Source organism: Methylococcus capsulatus (genome assembly GCF_036864975.1).
Classification (GTDB): Bacteria; Pseudomonadota; Gammaproteobacteria; order Methylococcales; family Methylococcaceae; genus Methylococcus.
Window position 1 is genome coordinate 1,978,325 of record NZ_CP104311.1, and the last position, 23,216, is coordinate 2,001,540.

A 23,216-nucleotide genomic window follows, 5' to 3' on the forward strand; every position below is an offset into this window, starting at 1 on the left:
TCGCGATGGCCGGCACGTTCATTCGGGTCGATGACGAAAACGCGAGGACGGCCCTGGCGGAATTGGCGCGCCTGATCGGCAATCCGGAAGCCGCGCTCCGTGACATCGGCGCTTATCTTGAGCGGTCCCACGATGAACGCTTCGCCGCGGGGGAAGCGCCGGATGGCTCGAAGTGGGCGCCGCTGTCAGAGTCCTACCGCGCTATCAAGCCACAACACCAGGACAAGGTGCTGGTGCTCGAAGGGCATCTGCGCAATTCCCTTCACTACCAGATCGAGGACGATGGCCTGCTGTTCGGCACCGACAGGATCTACGGGGCTGTTCATCAGTTCGGTGCGGCGATGGGCGAGTTCGGAAGGTACTACCAGCTGTCGCGTTTGAAGTACGACAAGAACGACTTCAGGCGCCATGCCGGCTCAAAGAAAGGACATCCGATTCCCTGGGGCGATATCCCAGCGAGGCCGTTTGTCGGCTTGTCCGATGCCGACCGGGAAGAGATCGCCGCGATTCTTGAGGAGCACATTCAGGCCGCGATCGGCTGATTTGTGTTGTTGCGTCGTGTGAAACGTTTTTTCGTTTTGACGTTCCGTTTCTTCCTTCTTCATCCCTGTTCTTCCCGTTTATCTCACACATTCCCGTTCATTTATCTCACTCCCCTTCAGGCAGGTCGAGGTGATGTGGATCGAGATTACCGAAATGAGGCAGCTGCGAGCGATCCAGCGGTCGCAGCAAGCCCTGTTTGCGCATCCGGTCGATCATGTAGGTGGAAGGCACAACCAGGTCATAGCCGCCGCCTTTGAGCAGCTTGACCTTGGCATACATCGCCTCGTTGCTGTCGTAGGTGGCGTAGTGCACCTCGATGCCGGTTTCGCGGGTGAAATTTTCCAGCACCGCCGGGGGTAGATAATCCGACCAGTTGAAGAAGCGCAGCTCCCGTTGCCCGGCAGCGACCGGGCAGAGGAGTGCCCCGAGCGCGAACACGGTCAGACGGATCAGGTCCGGTCTTTGAGCAGCAGCCATTGGGCAAGTACCACAAAGCTCAGCGAGACGGCGAATAGCAGCGAGGCGAGGGCATTCACTTCCGGTTTTACCCCGAGTCGGACCATGGAATAGATGCGCAGCGGCAGCACTTCGAAATCGGGGCCGGTGACGAAAAAGCTCACCACCGCATCATCCAACGACAGCGTGAAGCTCATCAACCAGCCTGCGGCGATGGCTGGCGCTGCCAGCGGCAGCTCGATGCGGCGGATGGCGGTCCACTCCCCGGCGCCTAGATCGCGTGCCGCTTCGACGAGAGCGTTGTCGAATCCCTGTAATCGCGCGTGCACGGTGAGAGCGACGAAAGGCAAGCAGAAGCTGGTGTGCGCCAGCCACAGGGTGAACAGCCCCAGTTCCAGGTGCAAGCCGAGGAACAGGACCAGCAGCGACACCGCGATGACGATGTCCGGCGACATCAGGGTGACGAACAGCAGACCCCTCAGGAATGTCCTGCCGCGGAACCGGTAGCGGTGCAGGCCCACCGCGCCCAGGGTGCCGATGATGGTCGCGAGGGTGGCCGCCAGCGATGCCACTGCCAGGGAATTGCCGGCGGCTGTCAGGATTTCATTATCATTCGCTAGGCTTTGGTACCATCCCAAGGTAAAGCCCTGCCAGCCGATACCGTATTTCGAGGCGTTGAACGAATCCAGGATCAGCAGGGCCAGCGGCAGATAGAGGAAGGCGTAGATCAACAGGACGTGCAGCCGGCCGAGCCGAGTCGTCACCACCCTACCTTGCACCGGCTTGAGCCGGGCGGAACTTTCCATTCTCAACACTCGTGGTTCGCTATATGACCGAATACGTGATACATCGCGGCGGCTGCCATTGCCGGGCCGTCACCTTCGAAGTCAGCGCGGGGCGTGATCTCGTCGTGCAGGAATGCAACTGCTCCATTTCCAGCATGACGGGATTTTTGCACCTGATCGTTCCGGCCTCCCGATTCAAGCTCCTGAGTGGCGACGACCGGCTGGTGTCCTACAGCTTCAACACCGGCGTGGCCCGGCATTTGTTCTGCGGGCGCTGCGGCATCAAGTCGTTCTATGTCCCCCGCTCCAATCCGGACGGCTACAGCGTCAACGTGCGTTGCCTGGACCCTGCCAACATCGGCCGGCTGACGGTCGAGCTCTTCGATGGTCGCAATTGGGAGGCGGGTGCCACCGCGTTGGCGCATCTGTCACAGGGTTAACCGTCGTTCTGAGCGATGCGTTTCGTCGCCTGTGCATAGATTGCCAGGAAGACCAACAGTAGGGCGATCAGCACCAGGCTGGCGGCGGCGCCGAAGGGCCAGTCCTGGGCTTCCAGGAACTGGTCCTTGAGCAGGTTGCCGACCAGCAGATGGCGCGAACCGCCCAGCACGTCACCCACGTAGAACAGGCCCAAGGCCGGCAGGAACACCAGCAGGCAGCCGGCGACGATGCCGGGCAGGGTCAGTGGCAGAACTACGTGCCAGAACCTCCGGAATGGGCCGGCGCCGAGGTCCTGGGCGGCTTCCAGCGTAAGGGGATCGAGCTTTTCCAGGCTCCCGTAAAGCGGCAGGATCATGAACGGTAACAGCACGTAGACCAGGCCGACGATCTCGGCGGCCTGTGTGTATAGCATCCGCATCGGCTGATCGATCAATCCTGCGGCCAGCAGCACGTTGTTCAGCGCTCCCTTGGCCGCGAGCAGGCTGCGGATGGCATAGATGCGCAGCAGCGAGTTGGTCCAGAACGGGACGATCACCAGGGTCAGCAGCAGCGGGCGCGCCCGCCGCCGGGCACGGGTCAGACCGTGGGCGAAGGGATAGCCCAGCAGCAGGCAGAGCAGGGTGGCGATGGATGCTGTGACGAAGGATTCGGCGAAGACGTGCAGGTAGATCGGGTCGGCCAGCCGCCGGTAGTTGGCGAGCGTCGCAGGCCAGCCGGCGAAGCCCGATGCATTCCGGCTGAGGACACTCAACCCCGCCACCAGCAGGTTGGGTGCCAGCACGAACAGCAGCAGCCAGCCGGACAGGAGGCCGACCGCCACGGTTTTGAAGACCTCAGGTTTTAGCGTCATGAGGGAGCACGATTTCCCAGCCGGGCGTCCAGTTCACCCACACCCGTTGGCCCGGCTGATGATCCAGCGCCGGCGCGTCTTCGCGGAAGAATTCGCTGGCTTTGATCCGCGGTCCGGCGTCCAGGGCGATGAGGGTGTCCAGGGTTACGCCGCGGTAGGTTCGCTCCAATACGTGTCCGGTGAGACCGCCTTCGGCAGCGGCTTCCTCATGTACGCGCACATCCTCCGGCCGCAGTACCAGGGTGAGCCCGGCACCGATGTCGAACTTCCGGTCGGTCCGCACGAGGAGCGGAGTACCCGCCAGTTCGACGGTCAGGGTGTGCGGACCGGTAATCGCCGTGACGGTCGTTTCCAGAACGTTGCTCTCGCCCGCGAATTGGGCCACGAACAGGTTCGCCGGCCGCTCGTAGATGTCACGGGGTGGCCCCAGTTGTTCGATCCGTCCCGCCCGCATCACGGCGATACGGTCCGACATGGACAAAGCTTCTTCCCGGTCATGGGTGACGAACACGAAGGTAATCCCGGTCTGCCGCTGCAGCCTCTTCAGTTCCAGTTGCATTTCACGCCGCAGCTGATAATCCAGGGCGCTCAAGCATTCGTCCAGCAGCAGGACCCGCGGATGGTTGACCAGGGCGCGGGCCAGTGCCACGCGCTGCTGCTGTCCGCCGGACAGTTGCATGGGTCGGCGTCCGCCCAGCCCTTCCATGCGCACCATGCGCAATGCGGCTTCGGTCCTTGCCCGGATTTCGGCTCCCCGGAGCTTCCGCATCTTAAGGCCGAAGGCGACATTCTCGAACACGCTCAGGTGCGGGAACAGGGCGTAGCTCTGAAAGACCGTGTTGACGTTACGCGCTTCCGGCGGTACGCCGGCGAGCTTTCGCCCGTCCAGGAAAATTTCGCCCGAATCGGGAGTTTCGAAGCCCGCCAGCAGGCGCAGCACGGTGGTTTTGCCGCAGCCCGAGGGGCCGAGCAGGGTGAGCAGCTCGCCTTCCCGCAGATCGAGATCGAAGTCGCGGAGGGCGCAATGACTGCCATAACGCTTGGAAACGGCGCGGAAACTGGCGATGGCGGGTCTCGTCATGGCCGCTATTGTCCGACTTTCGGGGATACTGCGGAACCTGGGTTGTCGAGATGCGCGCATTCGGGGCCGGCTATTGTCATAATAAGCCCTCGACCGGACTTCAGGCTTTTTCCACCCGGCTGGCCGCGGTGGTGCCGAAACGTGAAACGCATGAGCCATTCCTTCACTACGCCGTTCTCCAGCCTTCCCAAGATCCTGCCGATCTTTCCGTTGCCCGGGGCAGTCGTGATGCCGGGCTGCCAGCTACCTCTGAACATCTTCGAACCCCGCTATCTCAACATGGTATTCGATGTCCTGGGAGCCGACCGGATGATCGGCATGGTGCAGCCCGACCCTTCCGTGACGGACGAGGACATGACGCCGGTGTGCCGGACGGGTACCGCCGGACGCATCACTTCCTTCAGCGAGACTCAGGACGGCCGCCTGGTCATCGTGCTTACCGGCGTATGCCGTTTCGATCTCGGTGAGGAGCTGGCAGTCACCCGTGGCTACCGCCGGGTGATGGCCCGTTGGGAGCGCTTCGCCGTCGATTATGAAACCGACGGTGCCAGGCACGAAGAATGTCACCGGCTTTACTCGCTACTCAGGGCCTACTTCATCCGCAAGTCGATGGAAGTCGACGATCTACCGTTGGAGAAAATGCCGGTGACGTCCCTGGTCAACCTCATGATCGGGCAGTTGCCTTTCGAAACGGCCGAGCGGCAGTCGCTGGTGGAGGCGGTTTCCGTCGGGGAACGGCTGGAGCATCTGGTGCGGCTGCTCGAATTCAAGCTTGCGGAACCGCAGGCCCAGGGTTCCGTGCGGCGCCACTGAGGGCGCCGCGGTCGCACAGCATGGCGCACTTGTGCGGCCCGGCGCGGTGGGGCAAGATCGGCGTCGATGCGCAGCGTGGAGTTTCGAATGGAGTGGGATGGAAAACGGGTTTCGGGAAGCAGCGTAACGAGTCCTTCTCCTTCGGCAGCCAGTCCGCCTGCAGCCGGGATCGAAAGCGGCGATCCCGCGGCTGCCTTCGCGCTGTGGGCAACGGAAGCCGAGGCTGGGGATGCTGCGGCGCAGCGGCGGCTTGCTCTTTGCTTCCGCGACGGCTTCGGCACGGATAGGGACATCCACCGGGCGATGGCGTGGTACCGATGCTCCGCGGCTCAAAACGAACCGGTGGCGGCGCTCGAACTGGGGCTCATTCTCGAATCGGGCCTCGCCGTCTCCCCCGACCGCGGCGAGGCGGATAAATGGTACCGTGTGGCGCTGGAGCTGTGGCGGAGTCGTGCGGAAAGCGATGATGCCCCGGCGCAGCTCGTCCTTGGCCTTTGCCATGAGGTGGGAGCGGGTGTCTCCGCCGCCTACCGGGAGGCTCTGAAATGGTACGGCCGTTCGGCGGAACGAGGCTGTGCCCATGCTCTGTGGGCGATGGGGCGTCTGTTCGAGGATGGCCTGGGCGTCGCCCGCGATTATACCGAAGCGGTCCGTTGCTATCAGGCCGCTGCAAGCCAGGGCCATGCCCGCGCTTGCTTCAGTCTGGGCCTGATGGCCGAATTGGGTTTGGGCATGATGCGCGATGCAGAAGGCTCGCTACGCTGGTACGGCAAAGCAGTGGAAACCTGGCGGCGGTGGGCGGAGCAGAACGACCCCGCGGCTGCGACGGCGCTCGCGGCCATGCATGAGGCCGGCCATGGCGTGCCAAAGGACTATGTGGAGGCAGCACGCTGGTACCGACGAGCCGCTGGGCTGGGTAATCCGCTGGCCCAGTTCGAACTCGGTCGGCTTACCATGGAAGGACGGGGTGTGGCGCGCAACGATGCCGAAGCGGTGGACTGGTTCCGGCTTGCGGCCGAGCGAGGCCATGCGGATGCGCAGTTCCACCTGGGTCTGATGTACGAGCTGGGGCGCGGCGTGACGCGCCATTTCGAAGAAGCTTTCCGCTGGTATGACCAGGCAGCCGATCAAGGGCCGGCGAGACGCTGGGACGCGTTCCACCGTATCGCTCCGGCGGCGGGCGAGGTTCCGGAAAGGATCGGCCTGGGCGGGTGGTAGCGTAGCATGCCGGAAGTCCCCGGGATCCTTAAATGGTCGAAGGGCGCGCATTTCAGAGGATGCCCACGGACACCGAGCGGCGGACTGCCGAGACATGAGTTTCGACACAGGCTAAACAGCGAGCAGGGGGGGCAATGAGAAACGGACCGGAGCCGGTCGTCAATCGTTTTTTCGCAATGCCTTTGATTGCAGTCGCCGGACTGGCGGCTGCATCGCTCGGGGAGGTCGAGGCGGGGACGTTCCGGCGCGCCGCCCGGCCCATTCCCGGGCAATACATCGTGATTTTCCGGAGCGAAGCCGAGAGCGCTGCAGGTTTTGATGGGCTGCTGAGTCGGGTGGGCCGGCTGTACAATGCGGCGCCGGCGCAGGTCTGGCGCCATGCCGTCAAAGGGTTTGTGGGCAGGATGTCGCCGATCGAAGCCGCGGCATTGGCCGACGATCCTTCTGTCGCCGTGGTGGAGGAGGATGGCATCATCTCGATCCACGCCACTCAGTCCGGCGCAACTTGGGGGCTGGACCGGATCGACCAGGCTGGTCTGCCGCTCAATAGCGCTTACGCGTACAACGCCACGGGCCAGGGCGTCACCGCTTACGTGATCGACACCGGCATCCGGACCAGCCATTCGCAGTTCGGTGGCCGGGCCAGCGAGGGTTACACGGCGATCAATGACGGGTGGGGCGCTCGCGACTGCGATGGTCACGGCACGCATGTCGCCGGAACCATCGGCGGCTCGACTTATGGCGTCGCCAAGGACGTCAAACTGGTTTCGGTCCGGGTCCTGGATTGCAACGGTTCGGGAACCACGTCCGGCGTGATTGCCGGAGTGAACTGGGTGACCGCCAACCGGCAGCTTCCCGCCGTCGCCAACATGAGCCTGGGCGGAGGTGCCTCGCAGGCGCTCGACACCGCGGTGCAGAATTCGATCAATGCGGGCGTGACCTATGTGATCGCCGCCGGCAATTCCAACAGGAATGCCTGCAACGAGTCGCCCGGCCGCACCGCTGCCGCTTTGACCGTGGGCGCCACCACCTCTTCCGATGCCCGGGCGAGTTATTCCAACTATGGAACCTGCCTGGATATTTTTGCGCCGGGCAGCAGCATCACTTCCGCGAGCAACACCGGCGACAACGCCACCCAGATCATGAGCGGCACGTCGATGGCGACGCCACATGTCACCGGAGCCGCGGCCTTGTATCTCTCCGCCTTCCCTGGCGCGACGCCGGAACAGGTCGCGTCGGCCTTGACCGCCAACGCGACTCTCGACAAAGTCAGCGGGGCGGGGACGGGGTCGCCCAATCGCCTACTGTATACGGGTTTCATCGCGGCGCCCGCCGTCGATACCACGCCGCCGCAGGTGACGCTCACCGCGCCGACGGCGTCGGCCACCTTGAGCGGCGCAGTGAATCTCGCTGCCAATGCCGCAGACGAAAGCGGCGGAAGCGGTGTCACCAAGATCGAATTCCGCGTCGATGGCAAGGTGGTGGGGACCGATACAGCATCACCGTATGGCGTGGTTTGGGATTCCGCGTCCGTTGAGGACGGTTCGCACGTCTTCGACGCGATCGCCACCGACAACGCCGGGAATTCGGCTCTGTCCAATTCGGTCAGCGCCGACACGGTCAACGGCGGCCAGCCTGCCCCCGCCTGTTCCGCGACCACCCAACTGCTGGCGAATCCCGGATTCGAAAGCGGTACGACGGGATGGATCGCGTCCGCGGGTGTCATAGACAACACCGGTTCGGTACCGGCACGCAGTGGAAACTGGAAGGCATGGCTGAGCGGCTATGGCACGACCCATACCGATGACCTGTATCAGCAGGTCACGGTGCCGGTCGATGTCTGCGCCGCGAACTTCAGCTTCTGGCTGCGGATCGCCACCAGCGAAGTCACCGGCGCGCCGGCGCGCGACACGCTGACGGTGACGGTGCGCAATACTGCCGGCACCGTGTTGAAGACCCTGGCAACCTATTCGAACAGGGACCGCTCGTCGGGATATGTTCAAAAGCGCTTCGATCTTTCCGAATACAAGGGACAAACCATCCGCCTCCAGTTCCGGGGCGTCGAGAATTCGTCCCGGGCCACCAGCTTCTTCGTCGACGACGTAGCGCTGGCGGTGACGCAATAGCATTTCTTCTTGAATCGGGGAGGGCGCTGTCGGGCCCTTCCCCGCATGAGGCTGCCGATGAAACGTTCGTTTGTGTGGCAGGGAATCGTATTGGCGGCGGCTATGGCCGCGTCTCTCAGTTCCGGTGCGGGTCCCATTCCTTTCACGGTGCTGGCGCAGGGGTCTCAAAGCGGCGTCGGGGACGAGCAGAGCGTGGTGCTTCTCGATGAAGCAACATTCCGGTCGCTGTGGGCCTTGCATGGGGCGGGCACCGACCCCGCCCCACCAGCGCCGGAAGTGGATTTCGCCGGCGAGATGGTGATCGCCGCATTCGCCGGAACCAGGAACAGCGGGGGTTACCGTCTCGGCATTGCCAGTATCGAAGAAAAAGACCGGCTTATTCATGTGAAGCTTATACTCGAGCGGCCGGGAGCCGGTTGCATGACCGCTCAGGTTCTGACCCGGCCGTACGTCTGGGCGAAGATTCGGCGTAGCGCCCTGCCGGTGGAATTCCGGACAGTCACCGTCGACATCGCGTGCACAGGGGACGAATGAATCATTTTTCGCAATGGTTCACTCGCTTTTGATGCCCAGGTTCTCCCGCAACATGGCGATGAAGAGATCGCCCTGCTCGCGGGCATCGTCGAGGGCGACATGCGTGTGCGGATGGGATGAGCACCAGCGCTTGGGCAGATAATTCTTGCCCGATCTTCCGAAGGTCTGGCGGCGCATCCCCATGGCATAGGACCTGACATCGATACCATGTTCCGAAAAAGGCCGGCGTCCGGTGAAACGGATCAGATACCAGTAAATCCACATGAAATCCCAGGTCGCCGGCCAGGCGAGAAATATCGGCTTGCCCGGCAGACCTTCCAGCCAGTCGGCAAAGGCGTTCATGGCTTCCGCCGGCGGCCGCGTGTTCCGGCGGTGGGCGTTCCAAGCCTCCGGGAACTGCTGCCACCATTCCGCCATGGCCGGATGAGGGGTCGCGTCGGGGAGCGTCTCCAGGTTGACGGTGAATTCACCGAGAGGATCGCCTTGGGCGCCATAGGCCACGGCGCCGATGCTGAGCATCGAGTGGGGGCCTGGTATCGGGCCATCCGCTTCTATGTCCACGCTGACATAAATTTCCTCCGGTTTGATCTTGGTCATAGGCTTGCTCCTGAATAAAAGTTACTATTCACAAATTCAAGGCGCTGCGTCAAACATCGGGGCGATGTCGGGCGCGCGCCTTCCTTGCGTTGCCTAGACGGTTACGTTAAAGTTCCTCAGATTTTATGCCGTGAGTGAATTCCCACAGAAAACTGGGGGTAATGGCTGAATGGTGTCTGAGCGGGATCTTGAGACGGGGTTTCCTGCGGGCGTTTGAGGTACGGAACGGGCCGGTTGCATGATTGAGTCCGAACGGGATCCGCAGACAGGCGGCAAGCGAATCGTCCTGAAGCCCAATGCATCGCTGACGCGCGGGCAGGTGTGTCTGCTGCTCGGCGGATTTGCCCTGGTGCTGGCTTCCATCGGATCGGCGTTCGCATTCATCGGCTGTTGGTTCGTCCTGCCGTTTGCCGGCGCCGAGTGGTTGGTACTGGCTTATTGTTTCAACCTGGCTGTCCGGCAGTCGGCGGTACGCGAAGTGATCACGGTAACGGACGCGGACGTCATGCTGGAGCGCGGAATCCGCGGTCCGGATGAGACTTACCGGTTCCGCCGCGCCTGGCTCGGTATCAGCCTGGACGGGCCGGCGGCGGCGGGACATCCCAGCAGGCTGTGCTTGAAGCGCCACGGCAGGAAGATAGAGATCGGTCGTTTCCTGGTGGAATCGGAGCGCGAGGCGCTGTACCGGGAATTGAAAAAAGAACTGACGAATGGCTAGTGGTTCGATCCGCAAGATATTGACCTGAGATACCGAGGAGATGGCTCCGTGAAAAAACTTAAGCTACTGATCACCGGGCTGGGGATCGCAACGTTCGGGGAGGCGAATGCCGACTATGCGCTGAATCTCTCGCCGGGCGTCACCCAGTTGAGCCGGGATATCTATGACCTGCATATGTATATCCTGTGGATCTGCGTGGCGATCGGTGTGGGTGTGTACGGGATGATGGTTTATTCCATCATGCACCATCGCAAGTCCAAGGGCGTGGTGCCGGCGCATTTCCACGAGAACACCAAACTGGAAGTCGTCTGGACCATCATTCCCTTCATCATTCTGCTGGCCATGGCGATTCCCGCCACCAAGGTGATGATCGAGGCTTACGACACGAGCGCCTCCGACATGACCGTCAAGGTGACCGGTTACCAATGGAAGTGGCGCTATACCTACCTCGACAACGGCATCGACTTCTTCAGCACGCTCGATGCGAAGAGCAATGAAGCGCGTCAATTGGGCGTCCGGTCCAACCCCGAAGCGGTGCCGAACTATCTGTTGGAAGTGGATAAACCGCTGGTGATTCCGGCCGGCAAGAAGGTCCGCTTCCTGTTCACGGCCGCTGACGTGATCCACTCCTGGTGGGTTCCGCAGTTCGGCTGGAAGAAGGATGCCATCCCCGGCTATGTGACCGACGCCTGGACCAAGGTCGAGCAGCCGGGGATCTATCGTGGCCAGTGCGCCGAACTGTGCGGCCGCGACCACGGATTCATGCCGATCGTCGTCGAAGTCAAGACCGAAGCCGACTACAACAAATGGGTGGAAGCTCAGAAGAGCCAAGCGCAAAAGGCCGCCGCCGATGCCGCCAAGACCTACTCGATGGCGGAGCTGATGGCCAAGGGCGAAGAGGTGTACAACGCGAACTGCGCGGGTTGTCACATGGCCAACGGTGAAGGCATGCAGGGTATGTTCCCCGCCATCAAAGGCAGTGCGGTAGCCACGGGCGATTTGAATACCCATCTCGATGTGGTCATAAAGGGCAAGGGGCAGATGATGCCCGCCTTCGGCGACTCCCTGAGCCCTGTGGACATCGCCGCCGTCGTGACCTACCAGCGCAACGGCTTCGGCAACGACAAGGGCGATCTGGTTCAGCCGTCGGATGTTTCCGCACGGAACTGATTTTTCAACGCTTTCGATGAGGTCATAGAGCCATGACAGAGGCAACTCACGAAGAATACGCCAGCCATGACGAGCACTTCGCCCACGGCCATCACGATGAGCACGATCATCATGGTCCGGCCAAAGGTTTCATGCGCTGGGTGTTTACGACCAACCACAAGGATATCGGCACCCTTTACCTGGTGACCGCGCTGATCATGTTCATGGTCGGTGGCGCCATGGCGCTGGTGATCCGGGCCGAGCTGTTCGAGCCGGGTATGCAGTACGTCGATCCCGCGTTCTTCAACCAGATGACCACGCTGCATGCCCTGATCATGGTGTTCGGCGCCGTGATGCCGGCATTCGTCGGCTTCGCCAACTGGATGATCCCGATGATGATCGGCGCACCGGATATGGCCCTGCCGCGCATGAACAACTGGAGCTTCTGGATCCTGCCGTTCGCGTTTACGCTGCTGGCCAGCACGCTGTTCATGGAGGGTGGCGCACCGGCGGCCGGATGGACGCTGTATCCGCCGCTGGTACTCCAGGGCGGCGCGCACCTGCCGTTCGCCATCTTCTCGGTGCACCTGCTGGGCATGTCGTCGATCATGGGCGCGATCAACATCATCGTGACTGTGTTCAACATGCGCGCTCCCGGCATGACTCTGATGAAGCTGCCGCTGTTCGTGTGGACCTGGGTCATCACCGCCTTCTTGCTGATTGCCGTCATGCCGGTTTTCGCGGGCGCCGTGACCATGCTGCTCACCGACAAGTTCTTCGGCACCAGCTTCTTCAATGCGGCCGGTGGCGGTGATCCGGTCCTGTATCAGCACCTGTTCTGGTTCTTCGGCCATCCGGAAGTCTACATCATGATCCTGCCGTCCTTCGGCGTGATCTCGACCATCATCCCGACCTTCGCGCGCAAGCCGCTGTTCGGCTATTCCTCGATGGTGTATGCAACCGCGTCGATCGGCTTCCTGTCCTTCATCGTATGGGCGCATCACCAGTACACCGTCGGCATGCCACTGGCGGGCGAGCTCTACTTCACCTATGCCACCATGCTGATCGCCGTGCCGACCGGCGTGAAGGTGTTCAACTGGGTCGCCACGATGTGGAAGGGCGCGATGACCTTCGAAACGCCGATGCTGTTCGCCATCGCATTCGTGGTTCTGTTCACCATGGGCGGTTTCACCGGCCTGATGATGTCGATTTCGCCGGCCGACCTGCAGTATCACGACACCTATTTCATTGTGGCGCATTTCCACTACGTGCTGGTGCCGGGCGCGGTGTTCGCGCTGTTCGCGGGAACCTACTACTGGCTGCCGAAGTGGACCGGCCACATGTATGACGAAAAGCTCGGCAAGCTGCATTTCTGGCTGTCGACCGTCTCGGTCAACGTCCTGTTCTTCCCGCAGCATTTCCTGGGACTGGCCGGCATGCCGCGCCGTATCCCGGACTACGCCGTACAGTTCGCCGAGTTCAACGCGATGTCGAGCATCGGCGCCTTCATCTTCGGCTTCTCCCAGTTGATCTTCGTCTGGGTCGTCATCAAGGCGATCCGCGGCGGTGAGAAAGCCACGGACGAGGTCTGGGAAGGCGCGAGCGAGCATGGTCTGGAGTGGACCCTGCCTTCGCCGCCGCCGTACCACACCTGGACCACCGCGCCGGACATCAAATAACCGGCACGTGACTCGGGCCCGCCTTTTGGCGGGCCCGCTATGGCCAGGCCCATGGACTTACGCAAGAAAAACCTGATCCTGACGGGATTCATCGTCGTCATCGTGATCGGGCTGTATCTTTTCTCCATCTATAAAGTGATTTCATCGTCTTCGCCGTCGTGAGCCACCAGGAAACCGAGAACAGGAAACACGGGCGCCTCGTTTGGGGCATCGTCCTCGTCGCACTGGCGATGTTTGGTTTCGGATTTGCCCTGGCTCCTTTTTACAGCCTGTTCTGTGAAATCACCGGGTTGAATGGAAAGGTGCGCACCGAAGCGGTCGAAGAGGTTGCCTACGACGTCGATGCTTCACGTGAGATTACGATCGAATTCATCACCGAGCTGAACGAACGTATGCCGTTGGCTTTCAGCGTGGAAAGGCCCAAGATGAAGATCCATCCAGGGCAGTATTACACCGTCAAGTTTTACGGCGAGAACCTGACGGACAGACCCATGGTGGGGCGTGCCATACCGAGCATCACGCCGGGGACCGCGACGGCCTATCTGAAAAAGACCGAGTGTTTCTGCTTTTCGGAACAAAAGTTTGAACCGCACCAGCGCCGGGAGATGCCGGTCCGTTTCGTGATCGATCCGGGTCTGCCCAAAGACATCAAGGAAATGGCGCTTTCGTACACCTTTTTCGATATTTCCGATATTCAGAAAGATTAAAGTTGTACCTTCTTCGCATTTCATCAGGGGACTTACATGGCGACTAGCGCAGCTTCCTATTACATTCCGCACAAGGCGACCTGGCCTATCGTCGGTTCCATCGGCTTGACCAGCCTTCTGGCGGGTTTTGCCAATTACCTGAATGGCCTCTCCATCGGGCCGACCATGATGATTCTCGGTGCCGGCATTCTCGTGACCATGCTGGTGGGTTGGTTTGGTACGGTGATCCATGAAAGCGTTGCCGGAATCTATAGCGACCAGGTCGACCATTCGTTTCGCTGGGGGATGATCTGGTTCATCACCTCGGAAGTGTTCTTTTTCTCCGCTTTCTTCGGCGCGCTGTATTACGCCCGGGTCTACGCGTTGCCCTGGCTTGGCGGTGAGGGCGAACTGGGCGTGACCAACGAAATCCTTTGGAAGGGATTCGACGCTGTTTGGCCGAGCAACGGTCCGGCCAAGGTTGGCGGCGAATTCGAACCGATGGAAGCCTGGGGTATTCCCGCACTCAACACCCTGATCCTTCTCTCCAGCGGCGGCACCGTCACCTGGGCGCACTGGGGCTTGCTGGCCGACAACCGCGGCCAGCTCATCAAGGGGCTGATCGCCACCGTGGCCCTGGGTTTCCTCTTCGTCATCCTGCAGGCTTTCGAATATCACGAAGCCTACACCGAAATGGGCTTGACACTCGGTTCCGGGATTTACGGCTCGACGTTCTTCATGCTGACCGGTTTCCACGGCCTGCACGTCACGATCGGCGCGATCATCCTGACGGTCGTGCTGTTCCGCAGCATTCGCGGCCACTTCAGTGCGGAACACCATTTCGCTTTCGAAGCCGCAGCGTGGTACTGGCACTTCGTCGACGTTGTCTGGCTCGGACTGTTCATCTTCGTGTACTGGCTCTGACACGAGCCAGTCCGGAAAAAAACGCTGCTTCGGCAGCGTTTTTTTTGGCATGTGCCAAATGTCGGAGCAGGATCGCAGAATGACCTGCTTTATAGCGTGACTCCCATTTAAGGCCGTGACCGGCGGCAGGGAGTGTTTCGAGCGGCGCTGTCCCGAGGTGTCGGCCCGGCCCTAGCTCCACGTGAAGCGTGTATAAATTTGCAGGGACCAATTTGAACTCAGACTGTCCATAAGCCATTTTTCGTGATTTTGGTGCAAACTGAGAGCCTTCGCCTCGGCGCAATGGCGAAGTCGGTTGGCAGTCTCAAGTTTGAAGTGCACCAGTTTCGGTTAGTTTGAGGATTTCCTCTTGGTACACTTCAGCCGGTGTCTTGAGGCCCGGCACATTCCGTGGCCGGTTGATCAGCAGCCGGGGGATGGCGTTCAGCTCGGCCTGCGAGCCCCCCCGAGCAATCCATGCCCTGGGGCAGGTACGGGCGGATCAGGCCGTTGGCGTTCTCGTGGCTGGGCCTTTGCCAGGGGCTGTGTGGATCGGCGAAGTAGACCTAGACCCCGGTGCGTCCGGTCAGTTCAAGGGGCCGGGCCATCTCCTTGCCCTGGTCGTAGGTCAAGGTCTTCCTGAGGCAGGCCGGGACGGCCCGAAGCTTGCGCGTGAAGTCCTCCAGCGCCGCGTCCGCGCCGGTCCTGGCCTCTCCCGCGCGGGCGGCGAGCTGGGCGGCCCTGGCGCAGGCCCGCCAGCCGCTCCTTGCGCGGTTGCCCGCGCGGCAGCGCGTACAGCGCCAGGTAGACTGACTCATGGCTGAGCCGCAGGGCAGACTCGTCAGGATGCATGGCGTTGCGCCTGCCGGGATCTGCTGCGGCGAGTGGCCGCGCAGCAGGTCCATCAACCACCGGCTGCCACAGGGGCGTCCCCGGCCCCCGCTTGCGGCACCCGCGCCGCCGTCCTGGCTGGTAGCGCCGTTGGGCGGCAGGGGCGGCGTAGCTCGCCACGCCGCCGTTGCGCGCCAGCTCGCAAGAGACGGTAGACCGCGAACGGCCCAGGTTGTCGGCAATGGCGGCCGGGCTTTGGCCCGGCCAGCGCCCCCGGTGGCTCGCGTCGCGCTCGGACGCACTCAGCTGTTGGTAGCGGATTTTCATGGCAACACCTCATCTCAGCTTCGGTGTTGCACTTCATTCTGGAGACCGCCATATCATGCAATGGCGCGAAATGCGCCTTCAACAGCTCTCGCGCATAGAATAACGGATAACGCCTTTCGTCTATATGATCGTCCGGGATGCGACAGTCCGGGACGCATGCAGATTTGCTCAGGCTCAATGGCATTTATGCGGGTATGTTCCATTCTCAGGCGCGGCACTATCGAACCGCGCAAGAATAAAGCGCACCTCGAAAAACCACGGCTTCAGAAAATTCTCCGTCTAAAAATCAGCGACTTACCGTGGTCAAGTTGGCGAGGTGCAGGGTTTTTCGAGGTACCCTAAAGCTTTTTGGTATTTCCACGTGGCCGATTGAGGGCTCTCCCACCGTGCCGGCCTTACAGCTAACGCCCAGGCGTTGGCTCAGATCACGAAGTCCGGCGCGCTGGCCGCCGGAACTAACAGAGCGAGCAGTTCTTCGAGGTCGAAGAAGCCTTCCGTAATGACACGATTGTGTTCGTCCGCTTCCGGAGCGGTTTCGGACGCGCAGAGGCAGACGATGCCGGCCCGCACGATGTTCTCTGCCACCAGGGCGGCCTGAGCGCCGAGCCGATCGGCTTCGACCACAGCACAAACGAAGCCGCGTTCGAACAGCGCCCGCTCGAGCCGATAAGCCATGTCGTGCCGCTGAGGGCCGGTGAGCCAGACGGTGACGGCCTTCTGGCCGAAGCGGGCGGCGCGCTCCTCGGCGGTGACCTTGCGGAAGCCGGTCTCGCCCTGCACCGGCCCTAAGATCATGCCGGCGCCGACGGTGGCGTTGGTCAGCCGGTCGATGAGAATGAAAGCGCCGGTGCCCTTGCAGCGGGCGTAGGCGTCGAACGCCAGCGGCGCGCTCAAGGCCAGCTCGCACAGACCGATCTCGTTGAGGTGGAGCTGGCCGGCGGGGTGCCGTTCCAGGGTGTTGACATCGATCCGGTGGCGGATGGCGGCCACCGAGCCGGTGAGGGTCCGGGTGGCGTGCTTGAGGAGGTATTGCTTCCCCGGAATCAGCGGGGCTTCGGTCATCCACACGAGGTGGGCCTGGAAGCGGCTGTCGAGGTGCGGCAGGCGGTCCGGATGCACCAGGAGATCGCCGCGGCTGAGGTCGATTTCATCTTCCAGGGTGAGGGTGACGGCCTGGGGCGGGAAGGCGGCCTCCAGCTCGCCGTCGTAGGTGACGATGGACTGGATCCGGCTGCGGGTCTTGGCCGGCAGCACCAAGACCGGATCGCCCGGCTGGAACACCCCGGCGGCGACGGTGCCGCTGTAGCCGCGGAAGTCGAGGTGGGGGCGGTTGACGTACTGCACCGGGAAGCGCGGGTCATCGAAGTTGCGGTCCTGGGCGATCTCGAGGGTGTTGAGCAGCTCGAGCAGAGGCGGCCCGCCGTACCAGGGCATGGCCGCGCTCTTGTGCACCACGTTGTCACCGTGCAGGGCGGAGATCGGGATGAAGCGCACGTCATGCAGCTCGAGCTTGTCGGCGAAGGCGAGGTAATCGGCGCGGATGCGGTCGAACACGGCTTCGCTGTGGTCCATCAGGTCCATCTTGTTGATGGCGACCAGGACGTGCCGGATCCCCAGGAGCGAGACGATGTAGCTGTGGCGGCGGGTCTGCACCTGCACGCCGCGGCGGGCGTCGATCAGGATGATGGCCAGGTCGCAGGTGGAAGCGCCGGTGGCCATGTTGCGGGTGTACTGCTCGTGGCCGGGGGTGTCGGCGATGATGAACTTGCGCTGGGCCGTGGAAAAATAGCGGTAGGCCACATCGATGGTGATGCCCTGCTCGCGCTCGGCCTGCAGGCCATCGACCAGCAGGGCCAGATCGAGTTCGCCGCCGGTGGTGCCGGATTTCACGCTGTCGCGCCGCACCGCGCTGAGCTGATCCTCGTAGATCATCTGGGAATCGTGCAGCAGCCGCCCGATCAGGGTGCTCTTGCCGTCGTCGACGCTGCCGCAGGTGAGGAGCCGCAAGAGCTCCTTCTGCTCGTGCTGGGCCAGATAAGCATGGATGTCGGTGCCGATGAGGTCGGATTGGTGTGACATAGGCGTGATCGATCAAACATCGCGAAATAAATTCATCATTCCCCTCCCTGCCCCCCGCCGCGAGCGGAGGGGGGCGAACGCGGTTCGTCCCCAGGGTTCCGGGCAGGACGGGCCGGAACCATCGGGGCGGGGTGAGGGAAGTCGTCATGGCCATCCATCGGGGCAGCTGCGACAGCCTTGGGCCATAACGGTCAGAAATACCCTTCCTTGAAGGAGCACAAGGAAGTCGAGCGAAGCGAGCGAGTGCGACGACCCCCGCGAAGCCGTAGGCCCGGATGTTTTGTCGGAGTCTGCGGCTTCATCGCAGGTGGAGACAAAACATAAGGGAACCGACACGGCGTCGAGTCATTGTGGGAGCCTTGGCGGAGTGCGTCGCGGAGAGACGGACGGAGCCGAGGCGGACGCAGGACGGCGCGGGCCGCCGAAGGCAAAGACGTCGCCAATTTTTCGCTTCCGAGGGTGACTTGGAAGTCCCGTCGGGTTTCGCGAAAAATGGCGACGCTCCAGCTTCTTTTCTTCCATGGACCCGGCCTGGTCGTGGTCGATGAGCCGGCCCTGGCGCTCGGAGGTCTTGGTCAGCAACATTTCCTGGATGATCTCGGGCAAGGTGGCGGCCTCGGATTCGATGGCGCCGGTCAAGGGATAACAGCCCAGGGTGCGGAACCGCACCTTCTTCCGCAGCGGCACTTCGCCCGGCAACAACGGCATGCGCTCGTCATCCACCATGATCAGCATGCCGTCGCGCTCGACCACCGGCCGCTCGGCGGCGAAGTACAGCGGGACAATGGGGATGTTTTCCAGGTAGATGTACTGCCACACGTCGAGTTCGGTCCAGTTGGACAGGGGGAACACGCGGATGCTCTCACCCGGGTTGATCTTGCCGTTGTACAGATTCCACAGCTCAGGGCGCTGGTTCTTGGGGTCCCAGCGGTGATGCCGGTCGCGGAACGAGTACACCCGTTCCTTGGCGCGGGATTTCTCCTCGTCCCGGCGCGCTCCGCCGAAGGCGGCGTCGAAGCGGTACCGGGCCAGCGCCTGCTTGAGCGCTTCGGTCTTCATGATGTCGGTGTGCTTCTTGCTGCCGTGCACGAAAGGGTTGATGCCCTCGCGCACCCCCTCTTCGTTGACGTGGATGATGAGGTCCAGCCCCAGCTCCCGCGCCCGCCGGTCGCGGAAGGCGATCATGTCGCGGAACTTCCAGGTGGTATCGACGTGCAGCAACGGAAACGGCGGCTTGCCCGGGTAAAACGCCTTCATCGCCAGATGCAGCATCACCGCCGAGTCCTTCCCGATCGAGTACAGCATCACCGGCCGCTCGAATTCGCTCACCACTTCCCGAAATATGTGGATGCTCTCGGATTCCAGGTGCTTCAGGTGGGTGAGCCGGTACTCGCGCGGTGGCCGAAGGAGGGACGGCGTAGAGGGATTTCCGGGAACGGCGTATTCGCGGAAAGCCGTTGAACGGAGTCGGGCATTGTAGGCCATGTGTGACGTATACCTCAGGTCGCAGGCGGGGATCAAGCAATGGCTCGATGGGGTTGGTGTTTTCTGGCGTCCGTCCCTTCGTAATAGCCGCCTTTGACCAGGTCGGCGCCTACGATTCGGGCCAGCGCAGCGTCAGCTTTCGTTTCGACGCCTTCCAGCAAAAACTGGGTATCCAGTCCACGCATGACGGCGGGCAGGCGTTGGCTCCTTTTCGCCCATTCCGGCCGGGTATTCAAGCGCGCCAAGAAGGCGGTGTCGAGCCGCACGAAATCCGGCGCGAAGCGATACAGGAATTCGATGCAGTAGCGCTCGAGGAAGGCGTGGTCCGAGTTCTCGTCAAACTTGATGGCTGTGCCGTATCCGTGGGCGCGGTAGCTCTTCAGTCCTTCCAGCAGGCGGACGAACTGGCGGTCGTAGACCGGCGTCACCTGTACGGTGATGACCACCCGGCGCGGCGATAGCCCGCAGCGGAAGATCACGTCTTCGAAATAGGCGCCGTGGTTACGTTTCACGCCCAGTATGTGGCGCGGGTGGACGTGCAGGAACAGGCTACCGTCGTCATGGGCGATAGGCAGGAAATTCAGCATGTGGATGGTGCGGCAAAGGCGGTCGAGGTTGACGACCGGCGGGCCGTCTTCGGCGAGGGCATAAACCTGTTCAGGGCCCTCGCCGGATGTGGCGGTCCTGGTGGACTTGAGCGATGCATCATGACCCACGATCATGGATGGCGCATGGGCCAACCGCACTGGATGCAGTTCCGTGTTCAGCCGGGCGTCGCCGAAGCGTCCTTCGACGCGGTTGCCGCGGAGTTCCAGAGGGTTTTCGGAGAGCCGCTGCTCTTCTTTAAGCTTTTGATTGAAGCAATTGACGAGTTCGGAGAGGGGCATGGTCGGTGTCCTCGGTAGATTGTATCTGGCCGGTATCCGGCGGTTCGTGTCGTTGTGATATGGGAAACCGCATTCGTTGCGCGAACGCGGGCTTCATCTGGAGCTGACATCGGTTCTTGGGCGTCATCGCGTCGGCTCTCGTTGGGGTGAACGGGCAGCGGAAAAAAAGGCGCTCGATGACGGAGGCGAACACCGGAGCGCCCGTTGGCCCCGCTGTCACTGGTTGGTGTAAATCTGGTCGAAGACGCCGCCATCGGCGAAGTGGGTCTTCTGCGCCTTGTCCCAGCCGCCGAAGACTTCGTCGATGGTGAACAACTGGATCGGGGCGAAGTCCTTGGCATGCCTGGCCAGCACTGCCGGATCGCGCGGGCGGTAGTGGTGCTTGGCCGCCAGTTCCTGGCCCTCCGGGCTGTACAGGTATTCCAGGTAGGCTTTGGCGACGTCGCCGGTGCCGCGCTGACGGACGATGTCGTCGACGACGGTGACCGTGGGTTCGGCCAGGATGCTGATGGATGGCGTGACGATCTCGAAGTTGTCCGCACCGTATTCCTTCAGGATCAGGTAAGCCTCGTTTTCCCAGGTGATCAGCACGTCGCCGATTTCGCGCTCGGCGAAGGTGATGGTCGAGCCGCGGGCGCCGGTGTCGAGCACGGCGGCATTCTTGTAGATCTTCCCGACCAGGTCCCGTGCCGCCTGCTCGTTGCCGTATTTCTTCAGGGCGTAGCCCCAGGCCGCCAGATAGTTCCAGCGCGCGCCGCCCGATGTCTTCGGGTTGGGCGTCACTACCGACACGCCGGTCTTGCCCAGATCGTCCCAGTCCTTGATGCCCAGCGGGTTGCCCTTGCGCACCAGGAACACCATGGTGGAGGTGTAGGGGGCGCTGTTGTGGGGCAGTTTGGACTGCCAGTCCGACGAGATCAGCTTGCGCTTCTCGTGGAGCTGATGCACGTCGTAGGCCAGGGCCAGGGTGACGACGTCGGCGTCCAGGCCGTCGATCACCGCGCGGGCCTGTTTGCCCGAGCCGCCGTGGGACTGGCGGATCTCGAGCGTCTGGCCGGTTTTTTCCTTCCAGTGCTTGGCGAAGGCGGTGTTGTATTCCTGGTAGAACTCGCGGGTCGGATCGTATGACACGTTGAGCAGGGTGATATCCGCGGCGAGGGTGGTGCGGATGCCGAGGAGAGCCGTGAAAATGATCAGGGTCGCGATTTCCTGACTCCAGGTCGATAGTTTCATGATTTACTCCGTTCGTCGGATCGGTAAAAAAAGTCCTGGTTGCCGTCGTCTGACGGGTGTTACCGCATCAGAAGGAAACCTGTACCCGCGAGATGAAGGCTTTCTCGGTTTCGCGATCGGCCACTTCGTTGGTGAGCTGACCTTTGGCGTTATAGACGCCAGCCCCGCCCTGGAAGGAGGTCTGCGAGTAATCGGCCATGAGCTTCACGTTCTGATTCAGCCACCAGTTAACGCCCAGGGACCAGTTCGTCGCGTTCTGCACGGCCTGACGCGGGTCGGCATAAGCATAGACCGGGGTCTTCGAGCCGGCTTTGGCGACGTTTGTGAACACGTTGTCGCTGAAGCTGATATCGCTCCAGCGTGCTGCGATCTGGAACGCCCCCCAGTTTCCCTCGAACGGATTGAAGGCGTGCCTGGGCCGGATTCCCTGTCCCTGGAACACATTGTCCTCCCCGGTCAGTACGTAGGAAGCCGTGATGTTCCAGGCATAGTCGTTTTCAATGATCTGGCTGGTGTTCTTGGTCCTTGGTCCCACCTGCCCGTTCGTCACCGTCTGGTTGGCCACCCTTTGCTGGGAAACCGCGTATTCACCGATCAGCCCGAACGGACCCCAGTTCCAATACATTTGTGGATAGACTCGATACTGAGTGCCGTCGATGCGGGCGGCGGATGCGTATCTGAACATGGTCTGCTGGCCAGGCGTAGCATAGGTTGGCGTCGAAGCGTCATTGGGATGACCCCAGGAGCCGGCGATGCCGAACCCCAGGCCTTCGACTGCCTCAAATCCGCTGCTTTGGAACGGATGCGCGAAGATGCGGGCCTCCAACTGTTTGGAGTCGTTGTTCGCGCTGTCGATGTTGCCGTTGTTGACCGTGCCGTCGAATATGCCCACTTGGTAAGCGAAGAATTCGGGGAACTGGTACAGGTTGTAGCTGCGCGGGGTTTCAGGGCCGCCTGGACGGTCGAATTCACCGTGCAGCATGAAGCCGATGTCGTGGTTCGGCGCGAGCTGGGTCGGAAAGCCACGCTCGGTGAACGTCAAGGCCGATGCGCTCTGCAGGCGTTCGAGGCTGACCGGGGCTTTGAACTTTCCGGCCGCCAGGCTCGCCGCGCGGAAATAGCGCAGATCCGCGTAGGCATCGAACAAGCGGGTGGTGCCCATGGCGAAGTCGGGCATGATGCGCCAGTCCACGTATTTCCAGACCGTGCCGGTGAAAGTGGGACGGACCCGGCGCATATAGAAATTGTTGTTGAGATCGTCGCCATTGGTGTTGGCCGGATTGCCGTTGTTGTCGTCGATGAAGAAGTCGCTGTCCTGTTGGACGGTGCCGCGTACCGACAGGCTGAAATCCCCGTCCTGGCTTTCCACTTTCAAACCTTGGCCGCCTACTTCGACTTTGGGCAGTTTGGCCCATTTGCCGTCGGACACCTCTTTGTCCACTTCCAGCTTGCGTTCGATGAGCTTTACTTTCTGGTCGATCTTCTTGATTTCCTGAGCCGGGGCTGGAGTTGCGGCGGCCTGTTTCGAAGTAGCGGTTGCCAGGGCGTCCAATGCCTTCTCGAGTTTGGCTTCGAGCTCATATACGCGTGCCTCCAGAACGTCCACACGGTCGGGGTGGGTTTTGGCGTTCAGATTCGGAGCGTTGAGGCCGGTGAATGCCGTCACCGCAAGCGTCAGGGTTTTTTTCCTGTACATCGGGAAGTTTCTCCGTTCATCGGTTCGGAGAACTTCCGGTGTTCCGGTCAGTTCCGTCGTGAATTCATGTTTTAGTTATACTGGTACGCCTCCGGAGGG

Annotated in this window: 21 protein-coding genes and 2 pseudogenes; 11 read left to right on the forward strand and 12 right to left on the reverse strand. The window is 61.9% G+C overall.

Going from position 1 to position 23,216, the window contains the following annotated elements:
• The first annotated feature begins 5 nt into the window (after positions 1 to 5).
• Complete coding sequence (locus tag N4J17_RS09900; RefSeq protein ID WP_198321662.1) at positions 6 to 542, forward strand: phage virion morphogenesis protein; 537 nt, start codon at positions 6 to 8, stop codon at positions 540 to 542.
• Positions 543 to 648: 106 nt separating this feature from the next.
• Here N4J17_RS09900 and N4J17_RS09905 read toward each other — a convergent pair whose 3' ends face one another.
• On the reverse strand, positions 649 to 1,020 hold the full coding sequence (locus N4J17_RS09905) for an ABC transporter substrate-binding protein (RefSeq protein ID WP_232470213.1): 372 nt from the start codon (positions 1,018 to 1,020) through the stop codon (positions 649 to 651).
• Positions 993 to 1,805, reverse strand: a complete 813-nt coding sequence (potC, locus tag N4J17_RS09910) for a spermidine/putrescine ABC transporter permease PotC (protein ID WP_198321661.1) — start codon at positions 1,803 to 1,805, stop codon at positions 993 to 995. The genes N4J17_RS09905 and potC overlap by 28 nt, the downstream gene beginning before the upstream one ends.
• Before the next feature lie 23 nt (positions 1,806 to 1,828).
• Here potC and N4J17_RS09915 point away from each other — a divergent pair, with 23 nt between their 5' ends.
• Positions 1,829 to 2,224 (forward strand): GFA family protein, encoded by a 396-nt coding sequence (locus N4J17_RS09915; protein WP_232470212.1) that lies wholly within the window; start codon positions 1,829 to 1,831, stop codon positions 2,222 to 2,224.
• Here the strand turns inward: N4J17_RS09915 and potB are convergent.
• Positions 2,221 to 3,075, reverse strand: a complete 855-nt coding sequence (potB, locus tag N4J17_RS09920; RefSeq protein ID WP_198321660.1) for a spermidine/putrescine ABC transporter permease PotB — start codon at positions 3,073 to 3,075, stop codon at positions 2,221 to 2,223. The genes N4J17_RS09915 and potB overlap by 4 nt on opposite strands.
• Complete coding sequence (gene potA / locus N4J17_RS09925; RefSeq protein ID WP_232470211.1) at positions 3,059 to 4,156, reverse strand: spermidine/putrescine ABC transporter ATP-binding protein PotA; 1,098 nt, start codon at positions 4,154 to 4,156, stop codon at positions 3,059 to 3,061. The genes potB and potA overlap by 17 nt, the downstream gene beginning before the upstream one ends.
• A 150-nt stretch (positions 4,157 to 4,306) precedes the next feature.
• Between potA and N4J17_RS09930 the strand changes: the two genes are divergently transcribed.
• The 4 genes from N4J17_RS09930 (at position 4,307) to N4J17_RS09945 (ending at position 8,847) form a co-directional block, all read left to right on the forward strand.
• Positions 4,307 to 4,969: an LON peptidase substrate-binding domain-containing protein gene (locus N4J17_RS09930; RefSeq protein ID WP_198321658.1), complete on the forward strand. Its 663-nt coding sequence runs from the start codon at positions 4,307 to 4,309 to the stop codon at positions 4,967 to 4,969.
• An 87-nt stretch (positions 4,970 to 5,056) separates the two neighbouring features.
• On the forward strand, positions 5,057 to 6,187 hold the full coding sequence (locus tag N4J17_RS09935) for an SEL1-like repeat protein (protein WP_198321657.1): 1,131 nt from the start codon (positions 5,057 to 5,059) through the stop codon (positions 6,185 to 6,187).
• Between the two features lie 176 nt (positions 6,188 to 6,363).
• Positions 6,364 to 8,313, forward strand: a complete 1,950-nt coding sequence (locus N4J17_RS09940; protein ID WP_277458588.1) for a S8 family serine peptidase — start codon at positions 6,364 to 6,366, stop codon at positions 8,311 to 8,313.
• A 57-nt stretch (positions 8,314 to 8,370) separates the two neighbouring features.
• The gene (locus N4J17_RS09945) at positions 8,371 to 8,847 is read left to right on the forward strand and encodes a protease complex subunit PrcB family protein (protein WP_232470210.1); all 477 of its coding nucleotides are present in this window, start codon (positions 8,371 to 8,373) and stop codon (positions 8,845 to 8,847) included.
• A gap of 18 nt (positions 8,848 to 8,865) precedes the next feature.
• On the opposite strand, the gene N4J17_RS09950 is transcribed toward N4J17_RS09945, so the two are convergent.
• Positions 8,866 to 9,444, reverse strand: coding sequence for a 3'-5' exoribonuclease (locus tag N4J17_RS09950; RefSeq protein ID WP_198321654.1), 579 nt, complete (start codon positions 9,442 to 9,444; stop codon positions 8,866 to 8,868).
• 238 nt (positions 9,445 to 9,682) lie between these two features.
• Between N4J17_RS09950 and N4J17_RS09955 the strand changes: the two genes are divergently transcribed.
• From N4J17_RS09955 to N4J17_RS09975, 5 genes are all read left to right on the forward strand, one after another.
• Positions 9,683 to 10,162, forward strand: coding sequence for a DUF2244 domain-containing protein (locus N4J17_RS09955; RefSeq protein WP_198321653.1), 480 nt, complete (start codon positions 9,683 to 9,685; stop codon positions 10,160 to 10,162).
• A 48-nt stretch (positions 10,163 to 10,210) separates the two neighbouring features.
• A complete protein-coding gene (gene coxB / locus N4J17_RS09960; protein WP_198321652.1) occupies positions 10,211 to 11,332 on the forward strand; it encodes a cytochrome c oxidase subunit II in 1,122 nt (373 codons plus the stop codon).
• A 32-nt stretch (positions 11,333 to 11,364) separates the two neighbouring features.
• The gene (gene ctaD, locus N4J17_RS09965; RefSeq protein ID WP_198321651.1) at positions 11,365 to 12,990 is read left to right on the forward strand and encodes a cytochrome c oxidase subunit I; all 1,626 of its coding nucleotides are present in this window, start codon (positions 11,365 to 11,367) and stop codon (positions 12,988 to 12,990) included.
• A 158-nt stretch (positions 12,991 to 13,148) separates the two neighbouring features.
• Positions 13,149 to 13,697, forward strand: coding sequence for a cytochrome c oxidase assembly protein (locus tag N4J17_RS09970; RefSeq protein WP_198321650.1), 549 nt, complete (start codon positions 13,149 to 13,151; stop codon positions 13,695 to 13,697).
• A 36-nt stretch (positions 13,698 to 13,733) separates the two neighbouring features.
• Positions 13,734 to 14,600, forward strand: coding sequence for a cytochrome c oxidase subunit 3 (locus N4J17_RS09975; protein ID WP_198321649.1), 867 nt, complete (start codon positions 13,734 to 13,736; stop codon positions 14,598 to 14,600).
• Positions 14,601 to 15,145: 545 nt separating this feature from the next.
• On the opposite strand, the gene N4J17_RS09980 is transcribed toward N4J17_RS09975, so the two are convergent.
• The 7 genes and pseudogenes from N4J17_RS09980 to N4J17_RS10005 all read right to left on the reverse strand — a co-directional run bounded on the left by N4J17_RS09980 (position 15,146) and on the right by N4J17_RS10005 (position 23,117).
• Positions 15,146 to 15,397: a hypothetical protein gene (locus N4J17_RS09980; RefSeq protein ID WP_232470209.1), complete on the reverse strand. Its 252-nt coding sequence runs from the start codon at positions 15,395 to 15,397 to the stop codon at positions 15,146 to 15,148.
• A gap of 259 nt (positions 15,398 to 15,656) precedes the next feature.
• Positions 15,657 to 15,737, reverse strand: a pseudogene (locus N4J17_RS16605) (hypothetical protein); the annotation flags it as partial.
• Between the two features lie 420 nt (positions 15,738 to 16,157).
• Positions 16,158 to 17,816 (reverse strand): sulfate adenylyltransferase subunit CysN, encoded by a 1,659-nt coding sequence (gene cysN, locus N4J17_RS09985; protein WP_338457594.1) that lies wholly within the window; start codon positions 17,814 to 17,816, stop codon positions 16,158 to 16,160.
• 501 nt (positions 17,817 to 18,317) lie between these two features.
• A pseudogene (gene cysD, locus N4J17_RS09990) lies at positions 18,318 to 19,208 on the reverse strand (sulfate adenylyltransferase subunit CysD); the annotation flags it as partial.
• A gap of 125 nt (positions 19,209 to 19,333) precedes the next feature.
• Positions 19,334 to 20,188, reverse strand: coding sequence for an EAL domain-containing protein (locus N4J17_RS09995; RefSeq protein ID WP_198324123.1), 855 nt, complete (start codon positions 20,186 to 20,188; stop codon positions 19,334 to 19,336).
• Between the two features lie 216 nt (positions 20,189 to 20,404).
• Positions 20,405 to 21,421, reverse strand: a complete 1,017-nt coding sequence (locus N4J17_RS10000) for a sulfate ABC transporter substrate-binding protein (protein WP_198324122.1) — start codon at positions 21,419 to 21,421, stop codon at positions 20,405 to 20,407.
• Positions 21,422 to 21,488: 67 nt separating this feature from the next.
• Positions 21,489 to 23,117: an OprO/OprP family phosphate-selective porin gene (locus N4J17_RS10005; protein WP_198324121.1), complete on the reverse strand. Its 1,629-nt coding sequence runs from the start codon at positions 23,115 to 23,117 to the stop codon at positions 21,489 to 21,491.
• Positions 23,118 to 23,216: the final 99 nt, after the last annotated feature.